This window comes from Pseudomonas sp. W2I6, from assembly GCF_030815935.1.
In the GTDB taxonomy this organism is placed as follows: domain Bacteria; phylum Pseudomonadota; class Gammaproteobacteria; order Pseudomonadales; family Pseudomonadaceae; genus Aquipseudomonas.
Map to the genome: position 1 here is coordinate 1,501,695 of NZ_JAUSXJ010000001.1, position 24,544 is coordinate 1,526,238.

General features: G+C 60.4%; 17 protein-coding genes and 1 pseudogene. 8 read left to right on the top strand and 10 right to left on the bottom strand.

The features are described 5' to 3' along the window. Positions 1-227: 227 nt before the first annotated feature. Positions 228-2,033, top strand: a complete 1,806-nt coding sequence (locus tag QF039_RS07210) for an ABC transporter ATP-binding protein (protein WP_307517219.1) — start codon at positions 228-230, stop codon at positions 2,031-2,033. A gap of 35 nt (positions 2,034-2,068) precedes the next feature. Here QF039_RS07210 and QF039_RS07215 read toward each other — a convergent pair whose 3' ends face one another. After that, positions 2,069-3,157: a sigma-54-dependent Fis family transcriptional regulator gene (locus QF039_RS07215; protein WP_003219869.1), complete on the bottom strand. Its 1,089-nt coding sequence runs from the start codon at positions 3,155-3,157 to the stop codon at positions 2,069-2,071. 22 nt (positions 3,158-3,179) lie between these two features. Further along, a complete protein-coding gene (locus QF039_RS07220) occupies positions 3,180-4,367 on the bottom strand; it encodes an acyl-CoA dehydrogenase family protein (protein ID WP_307517220.1) in 1,188 nt (395 codons plus the stop codon). 439 nt (positions 4,368-4,806) lie between these two features. Here QF039_RS07220 and QF039_RS07225 point away from each other — a divergent pair, with 439 nt between their 5' ends. Next, a complete protein-coding gene (locus QF039_RS07225; protein WP_003219873.1) occupies positions 4,807-6,912 on the top strand; it encodes a TonB-dependent receptor domain-containing protein in 2,106 nt (701 codons plus the stop codon). A 144-nt stretch (positions 6,913-7,056) separates the two neighbouring features. On the opposite strand, the gene QF039_RS07230 is transcribed toward QF039_RS07225, so the two are convergent. The 4 genes from QF039_RS07230 to QF039_RS07245 all read right to left on the bottom strand — a co-directional run bounded on the left by QF039_RS07230 (position 7,057) and on the right by QF039_RS07245 (position 10,024). Continuing rightward, positions 7,057-7,521 carry a hypothetical protein gene (locus tag QF039_RS07230; RefSeq protein ID WP_003219875.1) on the bottom strand — a complete coding sequence of 155 codons (465 nt, stop codon included), beginning with the start codon at positions 7,519-7,521 and terminating at the stop codon, positions 7,057-7,059. A 105-nt stretch (positions 7,522-7,626) separates the two neighbouring features. Continuing rightward, entirely contained in the window at positions 7,627-9,168 is a 1,542-nt protein-coding gene (locus tag QF039_RS07235; protein WP_307517221.1) for a cryptochrome/photolyase family protein, read from the bottom strand. Beyond that, a complete protein-coding gene (locus QF039_RS07240; RefSeq protein ID WP_134326164.1) occupies positions 9,165-9,470 on the bottom strand; it encodes a DUF6482 family protein in 306 nt (101 codons plus the stop codon). Before QF039_RS07240 ends, QF039_RS07235 begins: the two co-directional genes overlap by 4 nt. A gap of 17 nt (positions 9,471-9,487) precedes the next feature. Beyond that, positions 9,488-10,024, bottom strand: coding sequence for a DUF3833 domain-containing protein (locus QF039_RS07245; RefSeq protein ID WP_177123385.1), 537 nt, complete (start codon positions 10,022-10,024; stop codon positions 9,488-9,490). 606 nt (positions 10,025-10,630) lie between these two features. On the opposite strand from QF039_RS07245, the gene QF039_RS07250 reads away from it, so the two are divergent. After that, complete coding sequence (locus tag QF039_RS07250; RefSeq protein ID WP_008431194.1) at positions 10,631-10,966, top strand: DUF6124 family protein; 336 nt, start codon at positions 10,631-10,633, stop codon at positions 10,964-10,966. Between the two features lie 244 nt (positions 10,967-11,210). Here the strand turns inward: QF039_RS07250 and QF039_RS07255 are convergent, their stop codons facing one another. Beyond that, positions 11,211-12,698, bottom strand: coding sequence for an aldehyde dehydrogenase family protein (locus tag QF039_RS07255; RefSeq protein ID WP_307517222.1), 1,488 nt, complete (start codon positions 12,696-12,698; stop codon positions 11,211-11,213). A 228-nt stretch (positions 12,699-12,926) separates the two neighbouring features. Between QF039_RS07255 and QF039_RS07260 the strand changes: the two genes are divergently transcribed. After that, positions 12,927-14,096, top strand: a complete 1,170-nt coding sequence (locus QF039_RS07260; protein ID WP_087694959.1) for a p-hydroxyphenylacetate 3-hydroxylase oxygenase component — start codon at positions 12,927-12,929, stop codon at positions 14,094-14,096. Between the two features lie 59 nt (positions 14,097-14,155). Then, positions 14,156-14,632: pseudogene (locus QF039_RS07265) on the top strand (flavin reductase family protein); the annotation flags it as partial. 173 nt (positions 14,633-14,805) lie between these two features. On the opposite strand, the gene QF039_RS07270 reads toward QF039_RS07265, so the two are convergent. Continuing rightward, positions 14,806-16,134, bottom strand: coding sequence for a hypothetical protein (locus QF039_RS07270; RefSeq protein WP_307517223.1), 1,329 nt, complete (start codon positions 16,132-16,134; stop codon positions 14,806-14,808). A 216-nt stretch (positions 16,135-16,350) separates the two neighbouring features. Between QF039_RS07270 and QF039_RS07275 the strand changes: the two genes are divergently transcribed. The 3 genes from QF039_RS07275 (at position 16,351) to feaR (ending at position 19,486) form a co-directional block, all read left to right on the top strand. Next, on the top strand, positions 16,351-17,850 hold the full coding sequence (locus QF039_RS07275) for an APC family permease (protein WP_003219898.1): 1,500 nt from the start codon (positions 16,351-16,353) through the stop codon (positions 17,848-17,850). After that, on the top strand, positions 17,831-18,415 hold the full coding sequence (locus QF039_RS07280; protein WP_307517224.1) for a DUF3156 family protein: 585 nt from the start codon (positions 17,831-17,833) through the stop codon (positions 18,413-18,415). Before QF039_RS07275 ends, QF039_RS07280 begins: the two co-directional genes overlap by 20 nt. 117 nt (positions 18,416-18,532) lie before the next feature. Continuing rightward, complete coding sequence (gene feaR / locus QF039_RS07285; RefSeq protein WP_003219901.1) at positions 18,533-19,486, top strand: transcriptional regulator FeaR; 954 nt, start codon at positions 18,533-18,535, stop codon at positions 19,484-19,486. Between the two features lie 60 nt (positions 19,487-19,546). Here feaR and QF039_RS07290 read toward each other — a convergent pair whose 3' ends face one another. Together QF039_RS07290 and QF039_RS07295 are read right to left on the bottom strand one after the other, a co-directional pair. Beyond that, complete coding sequence (locus QF039_RS07290; protein ID WP_134326170.1) at positions 19,547-19,849, bottom strand: contact-dependent growth inhibition system immunity protein; 303 nt, start codon at positions 19,847-19,849, stop codon at positions 19,547-19,549. Next, positions 19,846-24,513 (bottom strand): RNase A-like domain-containing protein, encoded by a 4,668-nt coding sequence (locus QF039_RS07295; RefSeq protein ID WP_307522919.1) that lies wholly within the window; start codon positions 24,511-24,513, stop codon positions 19,846-19,848. Before QF039_RS07295 ends, QF039_RS07290 begins: the two co-directional genes overlap by 4 nt. Positions 24,514-24,544 lie beyond the last annotated feature (31 nt).

Here is a 24,544-nt window from a genome sequence, read left to right on the forward strand (position 1 = left end):
CTGGGCTGCGCAGCGGCCCCAAAATCCTGGGAGCGCTTCGCACTCCAGCGGGAGCAAGCTCCCTCGCCACAGGGGAATGCCGCTCTGGACGCTCTGCGTCCGCTCTTAAAATCGTGACGCAGAGCGTCACCGGATGCATTCCCACGCAGAGCGTGGGAACGATCACACTCACCATTTTTGCCTGAAAGCTGCGCGGCCACAGGCGTCATTCAGGAATGTCATTGGCCATGAGTTCGTCTTTTTCATTGTTTCGCACCTGGAATGTCCAGCACTTGCCATCGACGCCGGCGGCGTTTGTGCGGCATTTCATCGGGCATTTCAAAGGTTGGTACCTGGCTATCCTGCTGCTGCAGATCGCCGCCGTGGTGTGCTCGATTCTGATTCCCTGGGGGCTCGGGCAAATCACCCGCACCGTCAGCAATGGGCTGGAGGCAGAGCGTGCATTCGAGGTGTTGCACTGGCCCTTGACCCTGTTTGCTGTGCTGCTGGTGTGCGAGGTGTTGTTTACCCGCGCGGCGGCGGGCTGCCATATCCACGTGTTGCCGTTGCAGCGACGTACGGTGACCCACGTGGTATTTGCCTACCTGCAACAGCATTCCCACCGGTTTATCAGCAACGAGTTCGCTGGAGCCCTTGCGCACCGGGTGTCCGAAGTGACGCTTGGGGTGAACCAGACGCTGAGCATTCTGCTGTTCGACCTGATTCCGCTGCTGGTAACACTTAGCCTGGCCACGGCATTGCTATGGACCGCATCGCCGCTGTTGGCGTTGTTCATGGCCGGCTGGTCGGTGGTGTTTATCGCCATCTGTTACCTGCTGGCGCGCCGCAGTCATCCTCTGGCGCAACAGTATTCGGCAGCGCGCAGCACCAGCACCGGCAAGGTGGTGGATGCGGTCTCCAACCTGGCCAATATCCGCCTGTTTGCGCGCCATGCGTTCGAGCACAGTTACCTGGGCACCTTCCTCGACAAGGAGGTGACCGCTGCCTACCGTTCCTTGGGCTATATGGAGAAGATCCGCTGGTTCCAGACCAGTTGCGGAGTGGTGCTCAAGCTGGGCCTGTTGCTGCTCGCCCTGTACTTGTGGCGCAGCCACCGCATTGATATCGCCGCGTTTGTCATGTCCACCAGCCTGTCGCTGTTGATCATCAGTGACGTGGGCAACTTGTCGCGACGCTTTCTCGAATTCTTCGAAGCCACCGGCAATATCGCCAACGGTGTGCGCTCCCTGATCCGCCCCCATGAAGTCATCGACCAACCCGGCGCCAAGGCGCTGATGGTCAAGCGCGGCGATATCGAGTTTCGCGATGTCGGCTTCAGCTATGGCGGTGATCGTTCGATTTTCGAACACCTGAATATCGTCATCCCCGCCGGCCAGAAAGTCGGCCTGGTGGGTGCTTCGGGCTCCGGCAAGTCGACCCTGCTGAGCTTGCTCCTGCGTCTCTACGATGTGCAGCAAGGCCAGGTGCTGGTGGACGGCAAGGACGTGCGCGACGTCACCCAGCATTCGCTGCACCAGCAGATCGGCCTGATTCCCCAGGAGCCCGGCCTGTTCCACCGCAGCATTCGCGAAAACATCCATTACGGCCGCCTGGATGCCTCGATGGACGAGGTCGCCGAGGCGATCCACCGCGCCGGCGCCAGTGAATTTATCGACAGCATGGAGCACGGCTACGAATCGCTGGTGGGCGAGCGTGGGGTCAAATTGTCCGGCGGCCAGCGCCAGCGCATTGCGATTGCCCGGGTGTTGCTGAAAAACGCGCCGATCCTGGTGATGGACGAAGCCACTTCCAGCCTGGACTCGATCACCGAGCGCTTTATCCAGGACAAGCTCGACGAAATCATGGAAGACAAGACCGTGCTGGTGGTCGCGCATCGGCTGTCCACCGTGGCCCACTTGGACCGGATCCTGGTGTTCGACAATGGCCGGGTGATCGAGGACGGCAGCCACGAACAGTTGCTGCGCCAGGGCGGGCAATATGCGCGGTTGTGGAGTCGCCAGTTCAGCGATGCGCTGGATGAAGCGGTGGTGTGACCAGGCGGCGTACCGGGTACGCCGCGCAGTCAGGTTCAGATCGAGAGGTGCAGCACCCGGTCATCCTTGGCACCGGCCAGCGGGCGGCGCTTGTTGACCTTCAGCTCTCCGAGGTTGATCAGCAAGGTGCGGGTCACGTTGCGGCTCAGCCCCAGCAACTCGGCGGTGTGCACCTGGTTGTGCTGGCACAGCCGGTAGGCGGCGGTGAGCAGGCTGCGTTCCACCTGTTCGTGGAGGTTTTCTATCTGCTCCTCGAACAGCCGCTGGAAGGCCTGGTCGAGCAGGTCATGGGCGGTGGTGCTGTCTTCCTGGCGTTCGATACGCAGGTTGGACATGCGCAGGTCATCGGCCTGGATCACGCCGTCGCGGCAGATCAGCAGGGTGTGGTGGATGACGTTTTCCAGCTCGCGGATATTCCCCGGCCAACTGTAGGTGGCCAGGCGTTGCTCGGCTTCCTTGCTCAAGATGATCTCGCCATAGCCGAGGCGGCGGGTGTAGGTGTCGATGAAATACTGCACCAGCGGCAGGATGTCGCCGGGGCGATCCCGCAGCGGGCTGAGTTCCAGGTTGACCACGTTCAGGCGGTAGAACAGGTCCTCGCGGAAATGCCCGGCGTTGATGGCTTTTTCCAGCTGCACGTTGGTCGCCGCCAGCACCCGCACATTGATCGGAATGCTTTTGCGCGAACCCAGGCGCACTACTTCACGCTCCTGCAATACCCGCAGCAGCTTGACCTGGATCGACATGGGCAGGTCGCCGATTTCATCGAGGAACAGCGTGCCGCCGTTGGCTTCTTCAAACCAGCCGGCCTTGGCACCGAGGGCACCGGTGAACGCGCCTTTCTCGTGGCCGAACAGCTCGGCTTCCACCAGTGATTCGGAGAACGCACCGCAATTCACCGCCACGAATGGCTGCTCCTTGCGGCCACTGAGGTTGTGGATATGCCGTGCGACCAACTCTTTGCCGGTGCCGGTTTCACCGATGATCAGCACGCTGGCTTCGCTCGGCGCGACTTGTTGCACATGCTTGAGCAAGGCCTTGGACCTGGGGTCTTCAAACACCTGCGCGGTGGCGCGGATGGAGGTGGCAAGGGCGGGCGAGGGCGGTAGGGTCAGCAGTTGCATGGTTATCCCTTTGAATAAAAGATCAGGAATAAAACGTCGGGATGGGCGCGGTACCGTTCAGTGCCCACTCGCCCAGTTCATGAAGTTTGTAGTCCAGCGGGTCATGCAGGCTCTGGGTGCGCAAGTTGCGCCAGTGCCTGTCGAGGGCCACCGAGGCGTTGGTCGCCCGTGCGCCGGTGACCTCGAAGACCTTGCTACACAACTCCAGGCCATTGCGGCTGGCGGCGACTTTGGCGGTGGCGATGGCAATCGCCGTTTCGCCGCGTTCCTCGCTGGTCAGGGCCGAGCCCTTGGCCCATGCCGCGTCCAGCACCTGGCCTGCGCGCTCCACCAGCAGGCGGGTGCTTTGCAGCGCCACCCAGAAATCGCCGTAATGGCTGAGGATGTAAGGGTCCTGGGTGCTGTGGCTGGCGCTGGAGCGGAACCACGGGCGGGCTTCTTCCAGGGTGTATTGGCGTGCCTCTTCGAACGCGCCTTCGGCGATGCCGAGGAAGATATTCGCGAAGTGCAGTTGCGCAATCAACGGGCGCAGGCAGGCGAACGGAGTACTCAGGGGGCCCGGGTCCAGCAACAGGTCGGACTCTTCCACGCGCACGCGCTTGAAGGTCACGCTGCCGCTGTCGGTCTGGCGCTGGCCCATGTTGTTCCAGTCGTTGTGCAGGATGATCCCGCTGCGGGCGCTGGGAATCGCCGCGATCAGCAACTTGCCGCCGGCGCTTTCATCGATGGCCGAGGCGATCAGCATTTCCGAGTCGTTGGCCCCGGAGCAGAAGTTCTTCTGTCCCGAGAATTCCCGCCAGCCCGTGTGGCGCTTGACCACCGTGCGGGTGTCCAGGGGGTTCAGGGTGTTGCCCCAGAACCAGTTGTTGCTGGCCGTCAGGCTGAACCAGGTTTGCCATTGTGCGGGCGTGGCAAATAACCGGACGGTGGCGAGCATCAGGTGATGAAAGCCGAATACGTGGGCGATGGAGCTGTCGACCCGGGCGAATTCGCGCACCACCTCGAAGGTTTCCGACCAGTTGGCGTCCAGCCCGCCGAATTGCCCGGGGATGCTCAGGGACAACAGGCCGCTGCTGCGCAGTTTGTCGCGTTCGGCCTTGGGCGTACCGCCGCTGGCGTCGCGGTCGACGGCGGTGCGCGCGAACTCGGTCGCCAGGTCACGGGCAATCTCCAGTGGCCTCCTGCGGGTGCAGAGTAAGTTGACCGTCACGCGTGAATACCTCGTTGCTTAAGTCGAGAATGCTCGAGCTGATTTGTTTCAACAGGCAATGGATAGAGCAAGACCCATACCAAGTAACAATAAGCCGATAACTTGCGACTTCTTACGGGGATGCAGGCGCGGACAGTGTCGAATACGCAACTTTTGTTGGAGGGCTGTTGGGATTTGCACAGTTGCGTCCTGTGCCCGCAGGGCGGGGCTTTCGTTATGCTTTTATTGCTTGAACATATAAGTGTTTGTGGATGATTTTTGTATTGTCCGGAATCGAACATTTCACCAGCAAAGTGTTGCACTTGTGGCGATTAATAAGGGTGGCCGGCCAGTGTTTATTGAGGCTTGGACGTGGCATGAACCCTGCAAAGTTGAAAATAGAGCGCGACTATACGAATAGATGCTCCAACTAATTCGAGACCCCAGGAGTATTTAATTCATGCGGCAACTGTTTGAACCTCGCGCTCGTCGTTTTGAGTCACTGGCCACCGCGTCCAGCCTTGGCGTGCTGTTGATGTTGATACACGGCGCGGCCTTTGCCGCCCAGGCGGACCCGACCCTGGCCACGGTAGTGGTCACCGGTGCCGAAGCCACCGAAGCGCAAAAGGCCGAGAAGCAACTGTCCAAGGTGCCCGGCAAAACCGCAGTGATCGACAACCGCAAGATCGAACAGGGCCGCGCGGCGAACGCCGAGGACGTGCTGGCGTTGCAGCCGGGCGTATTCGCCCAGGCCACCAGCGGCTCGGGCGCGAACAAGATTTCGATCCGCGGTTCGGGCCTCAATACCTTCTATCAAGGCTATGTGCTGGGGATCAAATTCCTCTACGACGGCCTGCCGTTGACCGGCCCGGGCGGCACCCAGGAAGACATGCTGGACATGGCCTCCGTGGACCACACCGAGGTGCTCTATGGCGCCAACGCCTTCCGTTATTCAGCCTTGTCCCTGGGCGGCGCGATCAACTTCGTGAGCAAGACCGGCCGCACCGATCCAGGCAACTACGCGCGTTTCGAAGCCGGCAGTTTCGGCTATCGCAAGGAGCAACTGAGCACCGGCGGCGTGGACGGCGACAATGACTATTACGTCAGCATCCAGCACAACGAGCGTGACGGTTACCAGGACAACACACCGAACAAGGGGCAGGGGATCGTTGCCAACTTCGGCCACGTGTTCAGCCCGCAACTGGAGACGCGCTTCTACATTCGCTACAAGGAAGAAACCCTCAGCCAGGGCAACACCCTGACCAAATACCAGCTCAAGCACGACCCCACGAGCAACCTCGTGCCCATCGGGCGCAAGAAGGACGGCTCGACCCTGCTGGGCAGCACCACCACCTACACCTTCGACGACAATGCCAAGCTCGAAGTCGGCCTGGGCTACAACGATTACCCGCTGGACAACGGCTGGCGCTATTCGCCAACGCCACAGGAATGGCGCTCCCAGGACGTCAACCTGACCTTGCGCTACCTGCGCACCGCCGACACCTTCTTCGGCCTGCGCAGCGACAGCAGCGTGACCTTCAGCAATACGCTGGCGTACCTGGCCGATGTGAAATCCCACAGCAAGGCCACCGGCATCACCCAGCAGAAGACCAACTACACCGGCTCGCGAGACACGGTGTTTTCCCTCGGCAACGAACTGCAACTGAATGACCGCACGTGGCTGTCCACCGGGTTGTCATTGATTGATATCAAGCGCAAGGCGCAGATCGAATACAGCACCGCCACCAACACCAGCGCGTTCCCCAGTGGCGTTGAATACGACGAGACCGACGTCGCCCCGCGCATTGGCCTGCGCTATCAGTTGACTCCGGAATTCGAAGTGTTCGGCAACGTCAGCCGCTCGGTGGATCCACCGGTCACCTGGCAGCTGGGCAGCACCGGCACGCCGTACATCCGTGATGTGCGGCCGCAAAAAGCCAACACCGTGGAGTTCGGTATTCGCGGCGGCCACGGTATTTTTGACGGCAGCCTGACGGTCTACCGCTCGTGGGTGCAGAAAGAACTGCTGTCGGTAGTGGTACGCCAGGCGACGGCTACCCAGGATCAACTGGTGGCCACCTCCAACGGCAGCGCGACCATTCACCAGGGCATCGAAGCCGGCTTGAATGCGCAACTGTGGGACGGCGGCAATGGCGACACCGTGACCCTGCGCCAGGCTTACACCTTCAACGACTTCCACTACCGCAACGATGCGGTGTTCGGCGACAACCAGCTGCCGGGCCTGCCGCGCCAGGTCTACCAGGCCGAGCTGGAATATCGCCAAGGCAGTGGTTTCTATGCGCAGCTCAACGCCCGGGCGGCGTCCAGTTATTACGTCGACTTTGCCAACTCCCTGAGTGCGCCGTCCTATACGTTGTGGGGGGCCAAGGTGGGCTACGAGGCCCCGAGCAAGAAGTGGGAAGTGTTCGTCGATGCACGCAACCTGACCAACAAGCGCTATGCCACGGCCACCAACACCGCGTACGACGCCAAGGGCCAGGACTCGGCCAACTTCTATGTGGGGGATGCGTTCAACGTGACCACGGGGGTGGCGTTTCACTTCTGACCGTGACAGATCGTTCCCACGCTCCGCGTGGGAATGCCGCCTTGGACGCTCTGCGTCCGGCCGTCGATGCGAGAGGTGATGGTGACGCAGAGCGTCACGGTATGCATTCCCACGCGGAGCGTGGGAACGATCATTTCGAGGAACCTAGTTCTGCGGCCGCTGCTTGGTCGAATCCAGCTCGGCCTTTTTACCGGTGCTGATCTCGGTGATCTGCGCCGACTTGGCAATCGCGAAATCAAAGGTGTCCTGCATCTTGGCGATGGCATCGGTCGCCGTGCCGTTGAGCCCGCCGTTGGCTGCCCAGTCGAAGTTCCACACCCCGGAAAAGTTATCGGCACCGGCCACATCATGGGTTTCGATCGCGGTGAACACGTCGGGGTGGCGTTCCATGTACTGGGCCGCAGCGCTCACATCGGCGGGCACCTTGCCCGAGGCATTGCTGGCCAACTGTGAAAGCTCTTGCTTGGTAATTGCCGACTTGCCCGTTTGGCGCATGTAATCGGCGATGACCTTGCTCGACTTGGAAATATTCAACTTGTCGTCGAATACCGACGTCGAGGCTTTTTGAGTGGTCGGTCCGCCACCGGCGGGTGTTACGGTAGTAGACATCGGCGCTGCTCCCTCAATGAATTGGATGACATCGAAGCCGACGTTAGCATGGGCAATTGGCCATTTATCACCGGCTTCACAACAATTCGCAGCGGCCGGAAAATTTCACAGCGTTTCACCTGCATCCAACTTCGCCAGCAGCCTCTGGCCCCGTTCCCACAGCGCGTCCTGCTTGGATTCAGGCATCCGGTCAAGGTTCTTGTAGAGCATGGCCATGCGCTGATTGCCCCGCAGCAGGTCGCCGTGGCGCATCAGAAAGTGCCAGTAAAGCGCATTGAACGGGCAGGCATTGTCAGCGGTACTTTCCGTGACTTTGTAGGCACAGCCTCGGCAGTAGTCCGACATGCGCTTTATGTATTGGCCGCTCGCGCAATAAGGTTTGGAACCCAGGTAACCGCCATCCGCATGCATGACCATGCCCAGGGTGTTGGGCAGCTCGACCCAGTCGAAAGCGTCCATGTAGATCGCCAGGTACCACTCGCATATCTGGCTGGGCACGATGCCGGCCAGCAGGGCGAAATTGCCGGTGACCATCAGCCGCTGGATGTGATGGGCATAGGCATGTTTCAGGCTCTGGCCGATCGCCTGGCGCATGCAGTTCATTTGCGTCTCGCCCGTCCAGTAGAACTCCGGCAGCGGGCGGCTGTTGCCGAATGCATTGCCTGCGGCATAGTCGGGCATCTTCAGCCAGTACACGCCGCGTACATATTCACGCCAGCCAATCAGTTGGCGGATAAACCCTTCGCCAGCGTTCAGCCCGATGCTGCCCGACCAATAGGCCGCCTCCACATCGCTGCACAGCTGGCGCAGGTCCAGCAGGCCGATGTTCAGGGCTGCGCTGATACGGGCGTGAAACAGGAACGGCTCGTCGCTGGCCATGGCGTCCTGGTAGTCGCCGAACCCCGCCAGGCCATAGTCCAGAAAGTAGTTCCAGAGGGCCTGCGCGTCGGCGTGGGTCACGGGGTAATCGAAGGTGTCGAGGGAACCGTAGTGGCTGCTGAAGTGTTTACCTACCAGCGTCAGCACGTCCTGGGTGATCGAGTCCGAGCTGAAGCGCGCCGGGTAGGGCGCCTTGGTGCCCTTGGGCAATGCCTTGCGGTTGTCGGCATCAAAGTTCCAGGCACCGCCCACTGGCGTACCGTCACCGTTGAGCAAGAGCCCGCTCTTGCGGCGCATCTCCCGGTAGAAGTACTCCATGCGCAGTTGTTTTTTACCGCTGGCCCAAGCGGCGAACGCGTCACGGCTGCACAGGAATCGGTGGTCGGCATGCCACTGGACCGGCAAACCGCAGTCCTTCAGGGATTGCTCCAGGCGCCAGTCACCGCATTCGGTCAGGTGTATTTCCCGGGGTTGCATCAGCGATTGCCAGCGCCTTAACTCGCCGGGCACCGAGCCGGTGTTTTGCGGATCGTCCAGGGTGACGTACTGCACCCGCACGCCACGCTGCTGCAACGCCTGGGCAAAATGGCGCATGGCGCTGAAGACCAGGACGATTTTTTGCGGATGGTGGGGCACATGGCTGGCTTCCTCCATGACCTCGACCATCAAGACCGCATCGCGCTGGCTGTCCAGCCCATCCAGTGAGGCCAGGTCAAACGACAACTGGTCGCCCAGCACCAGGCACAGGTTTCGAACTGCCTTGGTCACCACGGCGCTTCCAGGGAAAATGGCGTTCGCAGTGGCTCGATAGCGCCTTCTCGCCGGCCGCACATTTCGTCATGCACGCACTGATGCACCAGGGTGCAGGGAAACGCAGGGACCGCCTGCAACACGTCACGCAAGTGATTGACGGAGCGAAAGTGCATGGGCTTCGCCGACTCGTCCAGCAGCGTGAACTGGCCGTGGTCCAGCGTTACGCGCGCCAGATAGAAACCACCTTCCAGCGACAGCAGTTCCATTTCGCGTACAGCGCCTTGGGTGGCCAGTTTGGTCAGGGCTTGCAGGTTCATGGTTCACTCCTTACCGGTCAGGGTTGTGAAGACTGGCGACGGAAGAACAACGTCACCTGGCCGACTTCCACACCCAACTTGGACATGCTGGAGCGGTTGATCAACGTGTCTTCGTCCATCAGGTACATCCAATCGTCGAGGCTCACTTCGTAGACGGATCCATCAACCGGCAGGTTCAGGACGTAGCGCCAGCGCAGTGCGTTGCCCGCCACTTCGCCCCTGGCCTCGCCTACCACATCACCGGCCCGTCCGCGCCAGTGGTTGGGGCCGTCCGGGGTGAGGGTCCAGACACGTTGCTGGCGAGTACCATCGCTGTATAGAAAGCGCTCATCGAGAATCAGGCTTTCACCCTCGCGGCGGCTGGCGATATTCACCTCGAAACGCTTGGCCACTTCACCCGAGCGTTTCTCGAAGATGCCCCAGGCCTTGACGGGCTTGCTGAAGAAGCTCACCAGGTCCAGTTGCGGTTGCTGGTCGGCATAGTGTTTTACATCCACGCTGCCACAACTACTCAGGCCCAACACCAGGGCCAGCGAAACCAATAGACGGGTCATTGCGGTTCTCCCCGAGAGGGCTTGATACTGCTGATACTTGTACAAAATAATAAAATTGTACAGGTATTTAGCGCATTACCAGGATGTTACCGGCTACCGGCCTGCCCATTTATGGCGGGTATATGCAGCCTCAGGGGACCAGGTGCAGATGATCGTTCCCACGCTCTGCGTGGGAATGCCGCCTCGGACGCTCCGCGTCCCGCTGGCACCGCCGGATTGACGTCTCGCGCAAGGGTGACGCGGAGCGTCACGGTATGCATTCCCACGCAGAGCGTGGGAACGATCGACAATGGGCATACGCCGGCAGCGGTATCGCCCGTTCCTACGCAGACCGTTCCCACATAGATTTCAGGTTGCTTCCAGACCTTCTCGCCGCTAACCTTCGCGGGTCGCTGCCAATTCAGCGAACGGGTGTGGTAGCCCGGCTATTTCATAGATCCCAAAACGCTCAAGGGCGTTTTTTTGTGCGGGCTGCTTTGTGGCGGCTGTGCATGGGAGGCTTCGGCCTGCCGGGTTTCTATGACCGGTCTACCACCCCGTGTACAGTCGCCTCCTTAATCGTGTGGTAGCGAGCGTGGAGGTGCTTACTCATAGAGGAGCTTCACCATGAAAAAGGTCTCGCCCAACCCGCCGCATTACTTGAACGACCAGAAATTCCACGATGCTGCCCAGCGCGCATTCAAGCACTACGACCTCAATTCAGAACCTGCCGCTTCGCCTCCGTCCTCCAACAAACTATTCTCCGTACGTGCCGGCCTCAGCACCGAAGTCGCCTTGTGTAATGCCAGCGAGATTCTTGAATCGGCGGCTGTCAGCGCCTATGACTGTGCCGAGCATCTTGATGGGGCCAGCCGCAAGCAAGTGTTGGCAGTGGTGCAATTGGTGGAGATGGCGCAGTTGTTGGTGGATGAGGCGCTGAACCGGGAGTGTCCGGTGGCCTGATCACATCCGAAATCCAACTGGCAACATAAATCCAGTGTGGGAGCGGTTGGTCAGGAGAGCGGGTTTGTCAGCAGGCTCGCGATCACTCCCACGCTGATCGTTCCCACGCTCTGCGTGGGAATGCCGCCTCGGACGCTCCGCGTCCCGCTGGCAATGCACAATGGAAGCCTTGCGCAGTGGTGACGCGGAGCGTCACGGTATGCATTCCCACGCGGAGCGTGGGAACGATCGGTCGCCCGGTTTATCAGTAGCGAATCATCACCGACTTGAGCTCGGTGTAATCCTCGATGAACGCCCCGCCAAACTCCCGTCCCACCCCCGAAGACTTGTTGCCGCCAAACGGCACCGCCGGGTCGAGCATCGTGTGCATGTTCACCCACACCGTCCCCGCGTTGATCGCCGGCACCATGCGCAGGGCCTTGCTCAGATCATTGGTCCAGAGACTGGCGCTCAGGCCGTAAGGCGTGTTGTTCATCAGTTCCAGCAGCTCATCCTCGGTGTCGTAGGGGAAAAACGTGGCGATCGGGCCGAAGGTCTCTTCGTTGAGCAGGGTGTCGTGGATCGTGTTGGCGAGAATCACGGTGGGCTCCACATAGCACCCCGGTCCGTCGATCAGCTTGCCGCCGTGGACAATCGTATTGTTCTCGGCCCGGGCCTTGGCGAAAAACCATTCGAGTTTCTGTTGGTGCTGGCGGTTGGTCACCGGGCCGAATTCGGTGCGCTCGTCCAGCGGCGAGCCGATGTTCAACCGGCCCAGGCGTTGCGCCAGTTTGTCCATGATCGACTCGATCTGCGAGCGGTGGGCGAAGAAGCGTTCGGCGGCCGCGCAGATTTGCCCGGAGTGCAGGAAGCCGGCTTCGATGATGCCGTTGACCGCTTTGTCGAGGTCCACATCCCGCAGGAATCCGGCGGAGTTTTTGCCGCCCAGTTCCAGGGTCGCCCGGGTCAACCCGGCGCCCATGGCACTGCGGCCCACGGCGATGCCGGTGGGCACCGAGCCGGTAAACGAGACCTTGTCGGTGCCCGGGTGCTCCACCAGGCCTTTGCCCACATGGCCGCCACCGGTCAACACGTTCAGCACGCCCGCCGGCAGGCCGGCGTCGATGGCCAGTTCGGCGATGCGCAGGATGGTCAGCGGGGTGAACTCGCTGGGCTTGATGATGATACTGCAGCCGGTCACCAGCGCCGAGGCGAGTTTCCAGATGGCGATCATGGTCGAGAAATTCCACGGCACGATGCCCACCACCACGCCCACCGGTTCGCGCAGGGTAAACGCGGTGTAGCGTTCGCCGGCGAAGGAGGGCAGTGACGGGGTAAGGGTCTGGCCGCTGATCTTGGTGGCCCAGCCGGCGTAGTAACGCAGGAAGTGCGCCGCCTGATCGACCTCGAAGGCCCGGGAAATCTGGATGATCTTGCCCGACTGGCAGGTTTCGATCTGCGCCAGTGCTTCGCGATGTTGCTCCAGCAGGTCGGCGAGTTTCAGCAGCACATTGCCGCGAATGGCTGGGGCGACCTGGGACCATTGACGGAAGCCACGCCGGGACGATTCCACCGCTGTGTCGATATCGGCCAGGTCCGCATCGGCAACCTGGGCGATCATCTCGCCGGTGGCCGGGTTGATCACTTCCAGAGCCTGGCCGGAATGGCTTTGGACGTACCCGCCGTCGATAAACAAGGCATGGCTTCGACGGAGGAAGGCCTGGACTTCAGGCAGCAGCGCAATATCGCTCATGGGATTTTCCTGCTCGCAAAAGCCCGAGGGTAACCAGCGCCGCCGGGCCAGGCTTGTCTGTGCCTGCCGGGCGACATGTCTGTGGCTGCCAGGCCTGTGGAAAGTGCAATCTTGGCTGTGGAAGGTGCATTTTCCGGGGGTGTCGCCCGCCCCATACTGGCCCCACATCCAGCGCCGTTCGTTGAGTTTGAACGCCAGCCGGACATCCAATAATAAGCAGGGCCGTCCATGAAAAAGCCAAACCCGCTCCTCGAAGATCTCAAGGCGATTCTGCCGACCATCGCTGCCAACGCCTTCCAGGCCGAGCAGGACCGCAAGGTTCCCGACGAGAACATTGCGCTGCTCAAGAGCATCGGCATGCACCGTGCCTTTCAACCCAAACCCTTCGGCGGCATGGAGATCTCCCTGCCGCAGTTTGCCGACTGCATCGCGTTGCTGGCCGGCGCCTGTGCCAGCACCGCCTGGGCCATGAGCCTGTTGTGCACTCACAGCCATCAACTGGCGTTGTTTCCCGCCAAGTTGCAGCAGGAAGTCTGGGGCGATAACCCGAATGCCACCGCCAGCAGCAGCATCGCGCCGTTTGGCCGCACTGAAGAAGTTGAGGGCGGTGTGCTGTTCAGCGGTGAAATGGGCTGGAGCAGCGGTTGCGATCATGCCGAGTGGGCGATTGTCGGCTTCCGCCGTAAAAACGCCGAGGGCACCCAGGACTATTGCTTCGCGGTACTGCCGCGCAGCGACTATCAGATTCGCGATGACTGGTTCGCCGCCGGCATGAAAGGCAGCGGCACCAAGACCCTGATCATCGACAACGTGCGGGTGCCAGAACACCGCATCCAGAAAGCCAAGGACATGATGGAAGGCAAGTCCGCCGGCTTCGGTCTGTACCCCGACAGCAAGATTTTCTACTCGCCGTACCGGCCGTATTTCGCCAGCGGTTTCTCCACCGTGAGCCTGGGCGTGGCCGAGCGCATGCTCGAAGTATTCCGCGAAAAAACCAGGACCCGCGTACGTGCCTACACCGGCGCGGCAGTGGGGGCGGCGACTCCGGCGTTGATGCGCCTGGCCGAGTCGACCCACCAGGTGGCCGCCGCCCGGGCGTTCCTGGAAAAGACCTGGCAGGAACACGCCGAACACAGCGAACAGCACCGTTACCCGAGCCGCGAGACCCTGGCGTTCTGGCGTACCAACCAGGCGTACGCCACCAAGATGTGCATCCAGGCGGTGGACCGCTTGTTCGAGGCCGCCGGTGGCAATGCGTGGTTCGAGCACAACGAGATGCAGCGTCTGTTCCGCGATTCCCATATGACCGGCGCCCATGCGTACACCGATTACGACGTGTGCGCGCAGATCCTGGGGCGTGAGCTGATGGGGCTCGAGCCTGATCCGAGCATGATTTGACGCCGCCCCGGCCATCACAACCATCAGGACTGCGCGTTGATGCAGTCCGGGAGTCTTGCATGTCTGATAACAGTTTCGACCCACGGGCCTTTCGCCGGGCCCTGGGCAACTTTGCCACCGGTGTCACGGTGGTCACTGCCGCTGATGCCAGCGGGCGCAAAGTGGGTGTCACCGCCAACAGCTTCAACTCGGTGTCCCTGGACCCGCCGCTGGTGCTGTGGAGCATCGACAAACGCTCCAACAGCCACGAGGTGTTCGAGCAGGCCAGCCATTTTGCGGTCAACGTGCTGGCGGCCGACCAGATCCACCTGTCGAACAACTTCGCCCGGCCCAGGGACGATCGCTTTGCCGAAATCGAATTCGAGCCCGGGGAGGGCGGTTCGCCGGTCTTCGCTGATTGCTCGGCGCGGTTTCACTGCGAGAAGTACCAGCAGGTGGATGGTGGCGATCACTGGATCATGATTGGCAAGGTGGTGGCTTTCGATGATTTTGGTCGTGCGCCGTTGCTCTATCACCAGGGGGCGTATGCGCGGATCGAGGAGCGGCAACCGTAGGGCGAACACCTCTATCGAAGGCTGAAGCAGGTTCAATGTGGGAGCGGGCTTGCTCGCGAATGCGGAGTGTCAGCCAATACATCTGGCGACTGACATACCGCTTTCGCGAGCAAGCCCGCTCCCACATGTGATCTCGGTAGCTCATTGCATCTGTGTTAGAACGGCACGGCCACGGTGACTTGGCTATAGAGATTGGTGCCATTGCCACCCACCTGGTTGCCGCCGTTGCTCTCATCCTTGTTGGGCTTGTACAAACCCAGCAGCGGCGTGACGATCAGGTGTTCGTTCACCGCCCACTCCGCGTACAGGTCCAGTTCGCGCCCATCGAGGTTGAGCATGCCGCCCTTGCTCAACGTCTTGTAGTCGAAGAACAGCGCGCCCAGGGTGACGCTGTCCAGCGGCTTGACCTTCAACGCCACATGCTGCACCTCAGTATTGGTATTGAACGGCCCCGAATAATTGCCGGCCACCTCGCCCTGCACCCAGGTGCCGTAGCCACGGTTGAAGCCCGAAAACATCGCATCCCAGTTTTTCGAATAGCGGCTGTAGCGGTAGGTCAGGTCCGGCGACCACGGCAGCGCGGCGAAGGTATAACCGCCTTCGGTGTACCAGGCCTTTTCCGGGCCGGCGTCCTTGTCCTGCCAGGCGTATTCAAAGGAAAAGTGCGCGTTCTCGACCCCGGCATTACCGGCGCCCCGCAGGCTGTAGATGTTCATCCCGGCGCGCTGTTTTTGCAGGTCATTGGCATAACGGTCGTCGACGCTGATGCCGTGGATATAGGTCAACCCCAGGGTGCCGGGCGCGGCGGTGTAGTCCAGGGTGCCGGCCGCCATTTCAGTGTTGGCCTGCGCGCGGTTGTCGGACTTGATCCACATTACGCTGCCATGCACGCCGTCCTTGCCACCCAGGCGTAGCACCGCGGTTTGATCGAAGGCATGCCGAGCGGCGATGTAGTAGGCGCCGCCCCGGTTGAACTTGCCGTCATCCACGCCCTTGCCGAAGTTCGGGCCGTCATCGTTGATGATGAAACCGTCGCCGAGCATGATGACCTGGCGGCCGAACGACAGGTCCACACCCTCCTTGCCCAGTGCCGGAAACAGTTCCCCCGAGCGCCAGCCGGCGAAGGCTTCGTCGAACTTGGTGGTGCGCTCGCTGCCGGTGGTCACGCCCGACGCATCGCCATCACCCCAGGTGCCCGAGCTGACCAGGTTGGCCGTGCCATACACGCTGCCCAGGGCGCCGAAGCGCTGGTCGACGCTCAAGCCATACTTGATAAAACCTTCACGCCAGGTGGAACCGCCGGTGGTGCCGTCGTAGTTCTTGCGGCTGTTGAACATCCCGTACACCGCCAGGAAGTTGCCGGTGACCTGAGTGTCGTCATCGGCATACAGCTCGAACGCCTGGGCCGATGAGTCGATGATCATCAGCGCGATGCCCAGGCTGATGGCCCTGTACAGGTGACGGGTTTGTTGTGTGTGCTGCATTGTTATAGTCCCCAACAAGGTGAATTGAGGGAGCATTAGGGCGAGCGCCACCGGGCCAAGTCTTTCCCCTGCGTGCCAGGAAATTGTCCCAGGCCGCCAGTGGCGCAGCAGTGGCAGGCAGCAACAAAACCGGCGGCAGCCAGGAGCAAGACGATCAGCCAGGGCGGGCGCAGAGTGCCAATACTTCTAAAAATCCGCTTCTTGAGGATCTGCACCATGTCGATCAACGACCGGCTCACCGAACATTTGAAACGCGGCACGGTGGGCTTTCCAACCGCGCTGGCGAGCACCATTGGCTTGATCATGGCCAGCCCGGTGATCCTCACCGCGACCATGGGGTTTGGCATCGGCGGCAGCGCCTTTGCGGTGGCGATGTTGATCGCGGTGGTGATGATGCTGGCCCAGGCGACCACCTTCGCCGAAGCCGCCTCGATCCTGCCCACCACCGGCTCGGTCTACGACTACATCAATTGCGGCATGGGCCGGTTCTTTGCGATCACCGGCACCTTGTCGGCGTACCTGATCGTGCATGTGTTTGCCGGTACCGCCGAAACCATCCTCTCCGGCGTGATGGCGCTGGTGAACTTCGAGCACCTCAACACCCTGGCGGAATCCGCCGGCGGTTCGTGGTTGCTGGGAGTGGGCTTCGTGATTGTGTTCGGGGTGCTCAATGCGTTTGGCGTCAGCGCGTTTGGCCGGGCCGAGATCATCCTCACGTTCGGCATGTGGACCACCTTGATGGTGTTTGGCGTGCTGGGCCTGATCGCAGCCCCGGCGGTGCAGTTGGACGGCTGGTTCGGTGAATCCCTGGTCGGTACCGACCTGATTACCATCCTCTCGCTGGTGGGCATGGCGATGTTCATGTTCGTCGGCTGCGAATTCGTCACGCCGCTGGCGCCGGACCTGCGCAACTCGGCCAAGGTGATGCCCAAGGCCATGGTGCTGGGACTGCTGGGGGTGGCCACGTGCATGTTCATCTATGGCGCGGCCATGAAACGCCAGGTGGAAAACGTATTGATCGACGCGGCGGGCGGCGTGCACCTGCTGGATACGCCGATGGCCATCCCGAAATTCGCCGAGCAGGTGATGGGCAGCATCGGCCCGATGTGGCTGGGCATCGGCTTCCTGTTTGCCGGTGCTGCGACCATCAACACCTTGATGGCCGGTGTGCCACGGATCCTGTACGGCATGGCCGTCGACGGCGCGTTGCCCAAGGTCTTCACCTACCTGCACCCGCGCTTCAAGACACCGTTGCTGTGCATTCTGGTGGCGATGCTGATTCCGTGCCTGCACGCGCTGTACCTGGGCGGCAACACCGACAACATCATGCACCTGGTGCTGGCGGCCGTGTGTGCCTGGAGCTTTGCTTATCTGCTGGTGACGCTGTCGGTGGTGATCCTGCGGATTCGCCGTCCGGATCTGCCTCGCGCCTACCGTTCGCCGTTCTTTCCGCTACCGCAGATTCTGTCGAGCATCGGCATCCTGCTGGGCATGTGGTTTATCACCCCGCCGGGCATGAACCCCGCCGACATCTACATTCCCTTTGGCGTGATGCTCGGGTGCACGGCGGCGTACGCGTTGTTCTGGACGCTGGTTGTGCAGAAGGTCAATCCATTCAAGCCCGCCTCGGTGGAAGAGGTGTTGGCCAAGGAGTTCGCCCATGAGCCGGGTCAGCCGCACAACGGGTATATCAGCCATGCTGCAAAAACTGTCTGAGCTGTTCAGCGCCCGGCGCGCGCCTGCCGGGTATCGACCCGGCGTTACGCTGGAACACCTGCGGCGTAACCTCGGCCTGGCCGGTTATGAGGTGTGTGGACCGACGACGGCCCGGGTTTCCCTGGACAATCTCGGGCTGCAACTGGAGATCGTCGAGCGCACCGAGTCGCAGCTGTTGATGCACCTGGTGATGACTGAATTCGTACTGCGCATCCCTGCCTCGCAGCAGGGCACGGCGAGCTTCGAACTGCACCACACCGGGGCCGTTCGACGCACCGGAATCCGCTGTCGACAGCGGTCGGGCGACAAGGAGGTTTCAGGCATTTTGCACACACAATTGCAGGAGGGCAGCGCCTTGCATCGCGCCTTGATGCCGCTGGACTTCAAGCGCCTGCGCATCGACCTGGTGGATCACCAGTGGTGTGTGCGGCTTGAGCATATGGGCGGCAGCGAGGTGGTCAACCGCATGCCGGCGTTCCGTCGCTACATCGCCTTGAGCAGTGCGCAACGCGCCTGGCTGCTGGACGCCTTGAACGGTTTCCAGCGCGCCTTGCAGGCCCACTGACCGCAGTATTTGGCATCAATAGTGCAACCACCTTGGCAGACACGTACTTGTTGCGCGCATATAGATAACATGTTAACTATTGCCCGACAAAAACAAAAAGCCAAGGTGGAAACAACCATGAGCATGCAACAGATTGGGCAAGACGGGCTGGACCTCTGGACCCGGGATCTGCGCGCGGTTTGCGGTCACTTCGACACAGAACTGGCCTTCAACCGCTCGCTGTTCATCGGCAGCATCAGCACCTTTTCCCGCGGCGGTTTGCCCCTGGCCAGCCTGCGCACCAACGCCGGCCTGATCAAGCGCCCCAAGGCCCGCGCCGACCACGATGACGACCAACACTGCTTCCTCGTCAGCCAGCGCAGCGGCTACTGCCAGATCACCCAAAACGGCCAGAGCTTCCAGCTTGCCCCCGGCGAACTGTTATTGATGGACTCGGTGGGCTCCATCGACATCACCCCGTTCGGGCTCATCGAACACGCGTCCCTGTCCTTGTCCCGCGCAGAGGTGTGCAAACAGTTCGGCAACCAGCCCAAGACCTTCGGCAAAATCTCCTCGAGCAAAGCCTGCGGGCGCATGTTGCATGTGTTGATGGATCAACTGTGCAAAGACGCACTGAACGGCGAAGGCGCGGTCGGGGAAGGGCAGGCGTTGCAGTCGGCGTTTGTCTCGCTGCTGGGGTCGGCGTTTGAGCAGGAAGACGATGAGCGCGATGATTGTGGCGGGTTGCAGGGCAGCAATCTGCGCAGCTATGTGCAGAAGGTGATTGATGAGTCATTGACCCAGCCAGGGCTTAGCCCGGTGGGGTTGGCGAGTCGGTTGAATATCTCGGTGCGGCATTTGTACCGGTTGTTTGAGGAACAGGATGACAGCGTGTGCCGGTATATCCAGCGGGCGCGGTTGAAGCGCAGTGCGGATGATCTGACCAACCCGTTTTTGCGCAGTGAGTCGATTACGTCGATTGCGTATAAGTGGGGGTTTACGGATTCGGCGCACTTTAGTCGCTCGTTCAAGAAGCAGTTTGAAGTGTCGCCGAAGGATTTTCGGGCTGGGCGGTTGCAGCAGGTGGGGTAGGGGAGGAAGAAGGGGCTTTCCGAGCACCTTCTTTATTATAAATATCTTAAGAGATCGAAGTTATTCGCCTCTTTGGCTCAAAAGCGCGTCAATGTGCTCCAGCCACAATTTCCCGCTTTTCCAATCGTGAGGATAATAGTAGCCACAGCCAATATCTGAGAACAAAAGATGCTGTAACGCTTGCTCCGTCTTGTTGGCATGTAAAAGAGCTTTTAACTCGAGGTGTGCAGCTTTAAAAGTTTCTGCTGAGGATTCAGCTATAAAGCTGAGAATCACATTGTCCGCACTATCAAACTCATCAACCCAATCTTGATTGAAGTAACCCGCGAGAAGTTGCTGCAGTTGTGAATAATCGTTATTCATGGATTCGGATATCCGGTCTGAATTCTATAGCCATCGGGCATGTTTTTATCTTTGAACAAAATCAGGTAAATCTCCCGTCCGGGGACGGTTTTTTTTGCACCTCGCTTCAGGCTAGTTCCAACTGGCTGAGGAGACTTTTGAGTAATAACAATTTTTTTGTCTTTTCCTTTAATAAACGAATTTATTTTAGTTTTGTTGCTTGCTATCACGCTTGATATTGCTGACTCGGCTGTCGCGCGATCAGGGAAGGTAGATGCCGTGGGCACATGAGGCTCATTTTTAAGACGTGTTGCCAGTTGTTGGTCAGTTCTACCAATGTGCTTTTGCATCAAATGTCCTCCGGCAGCTTCGTGAGCAGCTAAACCTCCACCAGGAACAATTTCGCTGTAAGGCCCATCGGCGACTATTTGGCCTGGGCAGGCTGTAGCTTTACAGCTCAACCCCAGCGGATCCACCCACCCCGTCGGGTTGGGCACGTATTGATATCCGTTCAGCCCACCCGCGAGCTTCACGGGATCGGGCGTCAGGTAGCGGCCAATATCCGGATTGTAGTAGCGATGTCGGTTGTAGTGCAGCCCGCTTTCCGGGTCGAAGTACTGGCCCTGGAAGCGCAGCGGGTTGGTAACGGTGTTGACGTCCAGCTTCGCGATTTGGCCGTAGGCGCGGTAGTGCGCTGACCAGACAATTTCGCCGTCCGGCGCGGTGAGTTCTTGTGGGGTGCCCAGGTGGTCGAGTTGGTAGTGGAAGGGTTTTGCGTCTTCCGGGCCGTAGCCTTTCAGCAGCGCTAACGGGCGAAAACTGTTGGGTTCGTAGAGGTAGCTCTGGTGGTGATCAGCACTGTGTTCGGCAATCAGCGTGTCGCCTTGCCAGAAGAACTCGGTGGTTTGGCTTTTTATCGTTTTGGCGATACGCCGACCAAACGGGTCGTAGCGATAACTGGCCTGGGTGCCGTCCGGTTGGGTGACGCTGATCAGGCGATGCTGACAGTCGTAACTGTATTCGGTAACTAACTGCTGCGCCCGACCCGGGCGTTCCCGCAGAAGGTTGCCGAAGGCGTCGTAGTCGTAATGGCGGTCACCTTGCATCAACAGGCGATTGCCTTTGACGACGCTCGGACCGACGCGGTCTTGCATCAGCAGGTTGCCCGCCGGGTCGTGGACGAAGCGTTCCTGCAGGTCGTGCGAGTGGTTGGCGCGGGTCAGGCGGTCGAGCGGGTCGTAGTGGTAGTCGTGTTGGCCTTTGCGGGTGTCGAGGATGCGGGTCAGGTTGCCGCGTTTGTCGTAGTTGTATTGGCGGCGCTGGTGGCGTTGTTCCTGTTGGGTGATGGCGTGGGCGTGCAGGCGGCCCTGGTCGTCATAGTGGTAGTGGCTGAGGAGTTGGCCCTGCTGGCGTTGGTGTTCGCGGCCGGATTTGAACAGGTGCGAGGTGAGCAGGTTACCGTTGAGTTCGACGGTGGCGAGGTCGCCGCCTTTGTCGTGGTGAAAGGTGAGGCGGTTGTTATCCGGAAGGCGTAGTTTTTCGAGTTGGCCGCATTCGTCGTAGCCATAGCGCAAGGTGCCCCAGCCCTGGTGTTCGGCGGTGAGGCGGTTTTGCAGGTCGTATTCGTAATGCAGCGGCCAATGACAGTCGTCGACGCTGAGGAGATTGCCGAGGCGATCGTAGGTGTAATCAACCGTGCTGCAGTCGGGCAGGGTTTTTCTTACCAGGCGACCGGCGCTGTCCCGCTGATAGCCAGTAACCAGACGACTGCCATCGTCGCCGTACTCGGTCTTTTCCAGCAGATGCCCGGCGAGGTCGTAGACATAGGCGGTGCGGCGACCATCAAACCCGGTTTCCTGCTGGATCAGGCCGTTGGCGTGGTACTCAAGTCGATAGGTCTCTCCGACTTCGTTTTCAATCTCGGTCAGTAACAGCCGAACATTGTCATAACGGTATTTAAGCTGCGTGCCGTCCGGATTAATCCGACGGCTGATCAGGTGCAAACCATCGCCGTATTCGTAGCGGGTGACGCGGCCCAACTCGTCGCGCGCAGCAGTGATTTTTCCGTACGGGTTGTAGCTGAATTCGCGTGTGGCACCTTCAGGCTGAATCACCTTCAGCAAACGACCCACGGCGTCCCACTGATACTGGGTCAGTGCACCATGCTCATCCTCGCAAGCAACCTGCCGCCCCAGCTCGTCATAGCGATAACGCCGCACACCGCCATTCGCCAGTTTTTCCTCAATGAGCTGGCCGCGTTCGTTCCAGATCAGCCGCTGACTGCTGTTGTCCGGATACCAGACGCCGCTGAGCTTTCCGTGTTGGGTGTAGGTGTATTCGGTGTAATTGCCGTCCGGATCAGTCTTACGGGTGATATCGCCTTGATCGTTACGCTGGTATTTCCACACCGCGTCACCACGGCGCACAACCCGTACGAACCCGTTGTCATGCTCGTAGGACGTCGGCGCATCGTCCCCGGGAAACAGCGCAATCAACCGACCGGCTTCGTCGTACTGATAGGCCGTCACCGCCCCCAGCGGATCCTGCTCGACCGTCAGCCGGCCTTTTTCGTCGTAGGATTTGAAGTGCTGCGCGCCGTCCGGATCGATCCGCTGCACCAGCCGTGCGCGCTGGTCGTGTACGTAGACTTCCTGGCTGCCATCGGCGTTGTGCACGGTGACCGTGCCGTTGTCGTCCCACACATACCGCGTGTCCATCTGCGAAAAGCTGGCCCAGTGCCGGACACATCGCGCTGCCTTGCCAGACCGTTCCCACTCCCAGAAGAAACTCGCCCCACCGGCCAGCTCGCGCTCCAGGATCACCTGCTGATCGTCGTACCGATAACGCTCGCTTTCGCCGACAGCGTTGGTCGCTTCAATCAATCGCCAAGCGTCGTCATACCTGTAGGAAACAACGTTCTGTTCGGTAACCCAGTCCAGTTCCCGCTGCACCTGATAGTCGACGGCAACGATATGTCGGCGGTCATACCGCAGCAGCAATCCTTGACCAACGCCGTTATCAATCCGCTGAATCCGCCCGGAATAGTCACGGGAAATACGCAGCCGGTTGTCATACGCATCGCTGATCGCCGTCAGCACACCGTCACGGAAGTGGTAGAAAAGCGACGCCTGAGCCAGCACCCATTCATCCGGCAAAGCACCCCGATAAATCGCCGCTTCCGCCAGGCTATTGGTGATCGCCGGCCGTGCAGCAGAGGGCAGGGGAAAGGTGGTGCTGCGGTTTTCGTGATCGGTCCACACCACCGATCCGCCGCTCACCACCAAGCGCTGAGCCAGCGAATGACTCCAGCCAAACCCCAACCCGCAATCCACTTCCACGGCACTGCTGCGATACAACCGCGTCCAGGCAAACGGCAGCACACCCTCCAACGAGCCGTCTGTGAGGGTCAGCAGTTCCTCACCAGTAACCATCGAAACCGGGCAGCCATTGGTACAGGTATTCGCCGAACAGACCGAAGCATCCCCATTGGGGTTTTTCGCCGAAGCCGGGGCATCATCCACATGTTCTTGCTTCACCAGCGCCGTGCGCGCCGTCTTCGGCTCCCGCACCATCGGTGCCGGATTGGAAATCTCGTCCACGCCAGCCTTCAACGGCACCGCCGCAGCCTTCACCGGTACTGCCTGACTCTGAAGCGATAACGGCTTAAGCACCTCCGCATGCCTATCCAACGGGGCCGTACCGCCCAGCTTGGCAATCTGCTCCAACCACTCCCGTGCCCGCTCGGACCTGACCTTGCCCAGCACCTGCGCGCCCAGCCGTACCGCCACACCCATACCGCCGGTAGCCCACAGCAACAGCAGGTTGAGCAACACCTCGGTGGTGATTTCCCCGAGCAACTCAAACATGTAATGCGGCGGCAGCATGCGCATCCAACTGACCATCGCGGACAGGTAGATGAACAGCAGCGGCTCGTCGCTGAGAATCAACAATCCTTTGGCAATCGCCTCATGACTGAGCTTCAGGAGCGCTCCAAGCTCGGCTTGGGAGAGGTACTGCAGGAGCTTTTCGCTGTTGGGCTTGATGTCTGCCAACCACTGGTACAGCTGCGCAATACCGTCCCAGAGGCCGTAAAGCACGTTTTCAAAGCCCCGCGCATAAGCCAGTTGCAGCGAGGTGTAGCGCTCGCCATAACCCGCCTTGGCATAGCTCTCCCATATCGGCTTGAACGTGCTCGTCCACTGACCGCGCAAGTTGCCTTCCAGCGAGCTGATCTCGGACTGATAGGAGGCATACAGTGCCTTGATGTGATCCCTGGAAACGTTGGGGTAAAAGCTGACTCGATACTGCCGGTCGACGGTGCAATCGGTGACTTCGAGGATGCCGCTGGGGCCGATGGTTTTATGGATGGGGTCGCCGAGGGCGCCACCGTCTTGCGCGACTTCCTGCAGCATCACCGGCGTATTACCGATGGGCACGAACCGCGTGCTCTGGAACATATGCACCAGGGTCAACGGTGAGTTGGCCTTGCAGGTCGCGACGGTGCTGGCGGGATACAGGGAACGGGTGATGGGCGCGACCAGCGAAACCTCGTCGCCGACCTTGAACACCTGCTCGACATCCAGTGCCGAAAAGCTCCAGAAGCTCTCGGCCCACGCGTCGTAGGTGTTCAGGCAATGTGTGAAGTCGTTAAGAACCCCATCGACGTCGCGCGTCTTCGGGTCCATCGCCGCCACGACCAGAAAGCCTATGGCGGGA

Coding starts and splice junctions, on each gene's coding strand:
- QF039_RS07250 (WP_008431194.1), top strand. CDS start 10,631: ATGAAAAAGGTCTCGCCCAACCCGCCGCATTACTTGAACGACCAGAAA.
- QF039_RS07230 (WP_003219875.1), bottom strand. CDS start 7,521: ATGTCTACTACCGTAACACCCGCCGGTGGCGGACCGACCACTCAAAAA.
- QF039_RS07245 (WP_177123385.1), bottom strand. CDS start 10,024: ATGACCCGTCTATTGGTTTCGCTGGCCCTGGTGTTGGGCCTGAGTAGT.
- QF039_RS07270 (WP_307517223.1), bottom strand. CDS start 16,134: ATGCAGCACACACAACAAACCCGTCACCTGTACAGGGCCATCAGCCTG.
- QF039_RS07295 (WP_307522919.1), bottom strand. CDS start 24,513: ATGGACCCGAAGACGCGCGACGTCGATGGGGTTCTTAACGACTTCACA.
- feaR (WP_003219901.1), top strand. CDS start 18,533: ATGAGCATGCAACAGATTGGGCAAGACGGGCTGGACCTCTGGACCCGG.
- QF039_RS07225 (WP_003219873.1), top strand. CDS start 4,807: ATGCGGCAACTGTTTGAACCTCGCGCTCGTCGTTTTGAGTCACTGGCC.
- QF039_RS07210 (WP_307517219.1), top strand. CDS start 228: ATGAGTTCGTCTTTTTCATTGTTTCGCACCTGGAATGTCCAGCACTTG.
- QF039_RS07215 (WP_003219869.1), bottom strand. CDS start 3,157: ATGCAACTGCTGACCCTACCGCCCTCGCCCGCCCTTGCCACCTCCATC.
- QF039_RS07280 (WP_307517224.1), top strand. CDS start 17,831: ATGCTGCAAAAACTGTCTGAGCTGTTCAGCGCCCGGCGCGCGCCTGCC.
- QF039_RS07290 (WP_134326170.1), bottom strand. CDS start 19,849: ATGAATAACGATTATTCACAACTGCAGCAACTTCTCGCGGGTTACTTC.
- QF039_RS07255 (WP_307517222.1), bottom strand. CDS start 12,698: ATGAGCGATATTGCGCTGCTGCCTGAAGTCCAGGCCTTCCTCCGTCGA.
- QF039_RS07260 (WP_087694959.1), top strand. CDS start 12,927: ATGAAAAAGCCAAACCCGCTCCTCGAAGATCTCAAGGCGATTCTGCCG.
- QF039_RS07275 (WP_003219898.1), top strand. CDS start 16,351: ATGTCGATCAACGACCGGCTCACCGAACATTTGAAACGCGGCACGGTG.
- QF039_RS07240 (WP_134326164.1), bottom strand. CDS start 9,470: ATGAACCTGCAAGCCCTGACCAAACTGGCCACCCAAGGCGCTGTACGC.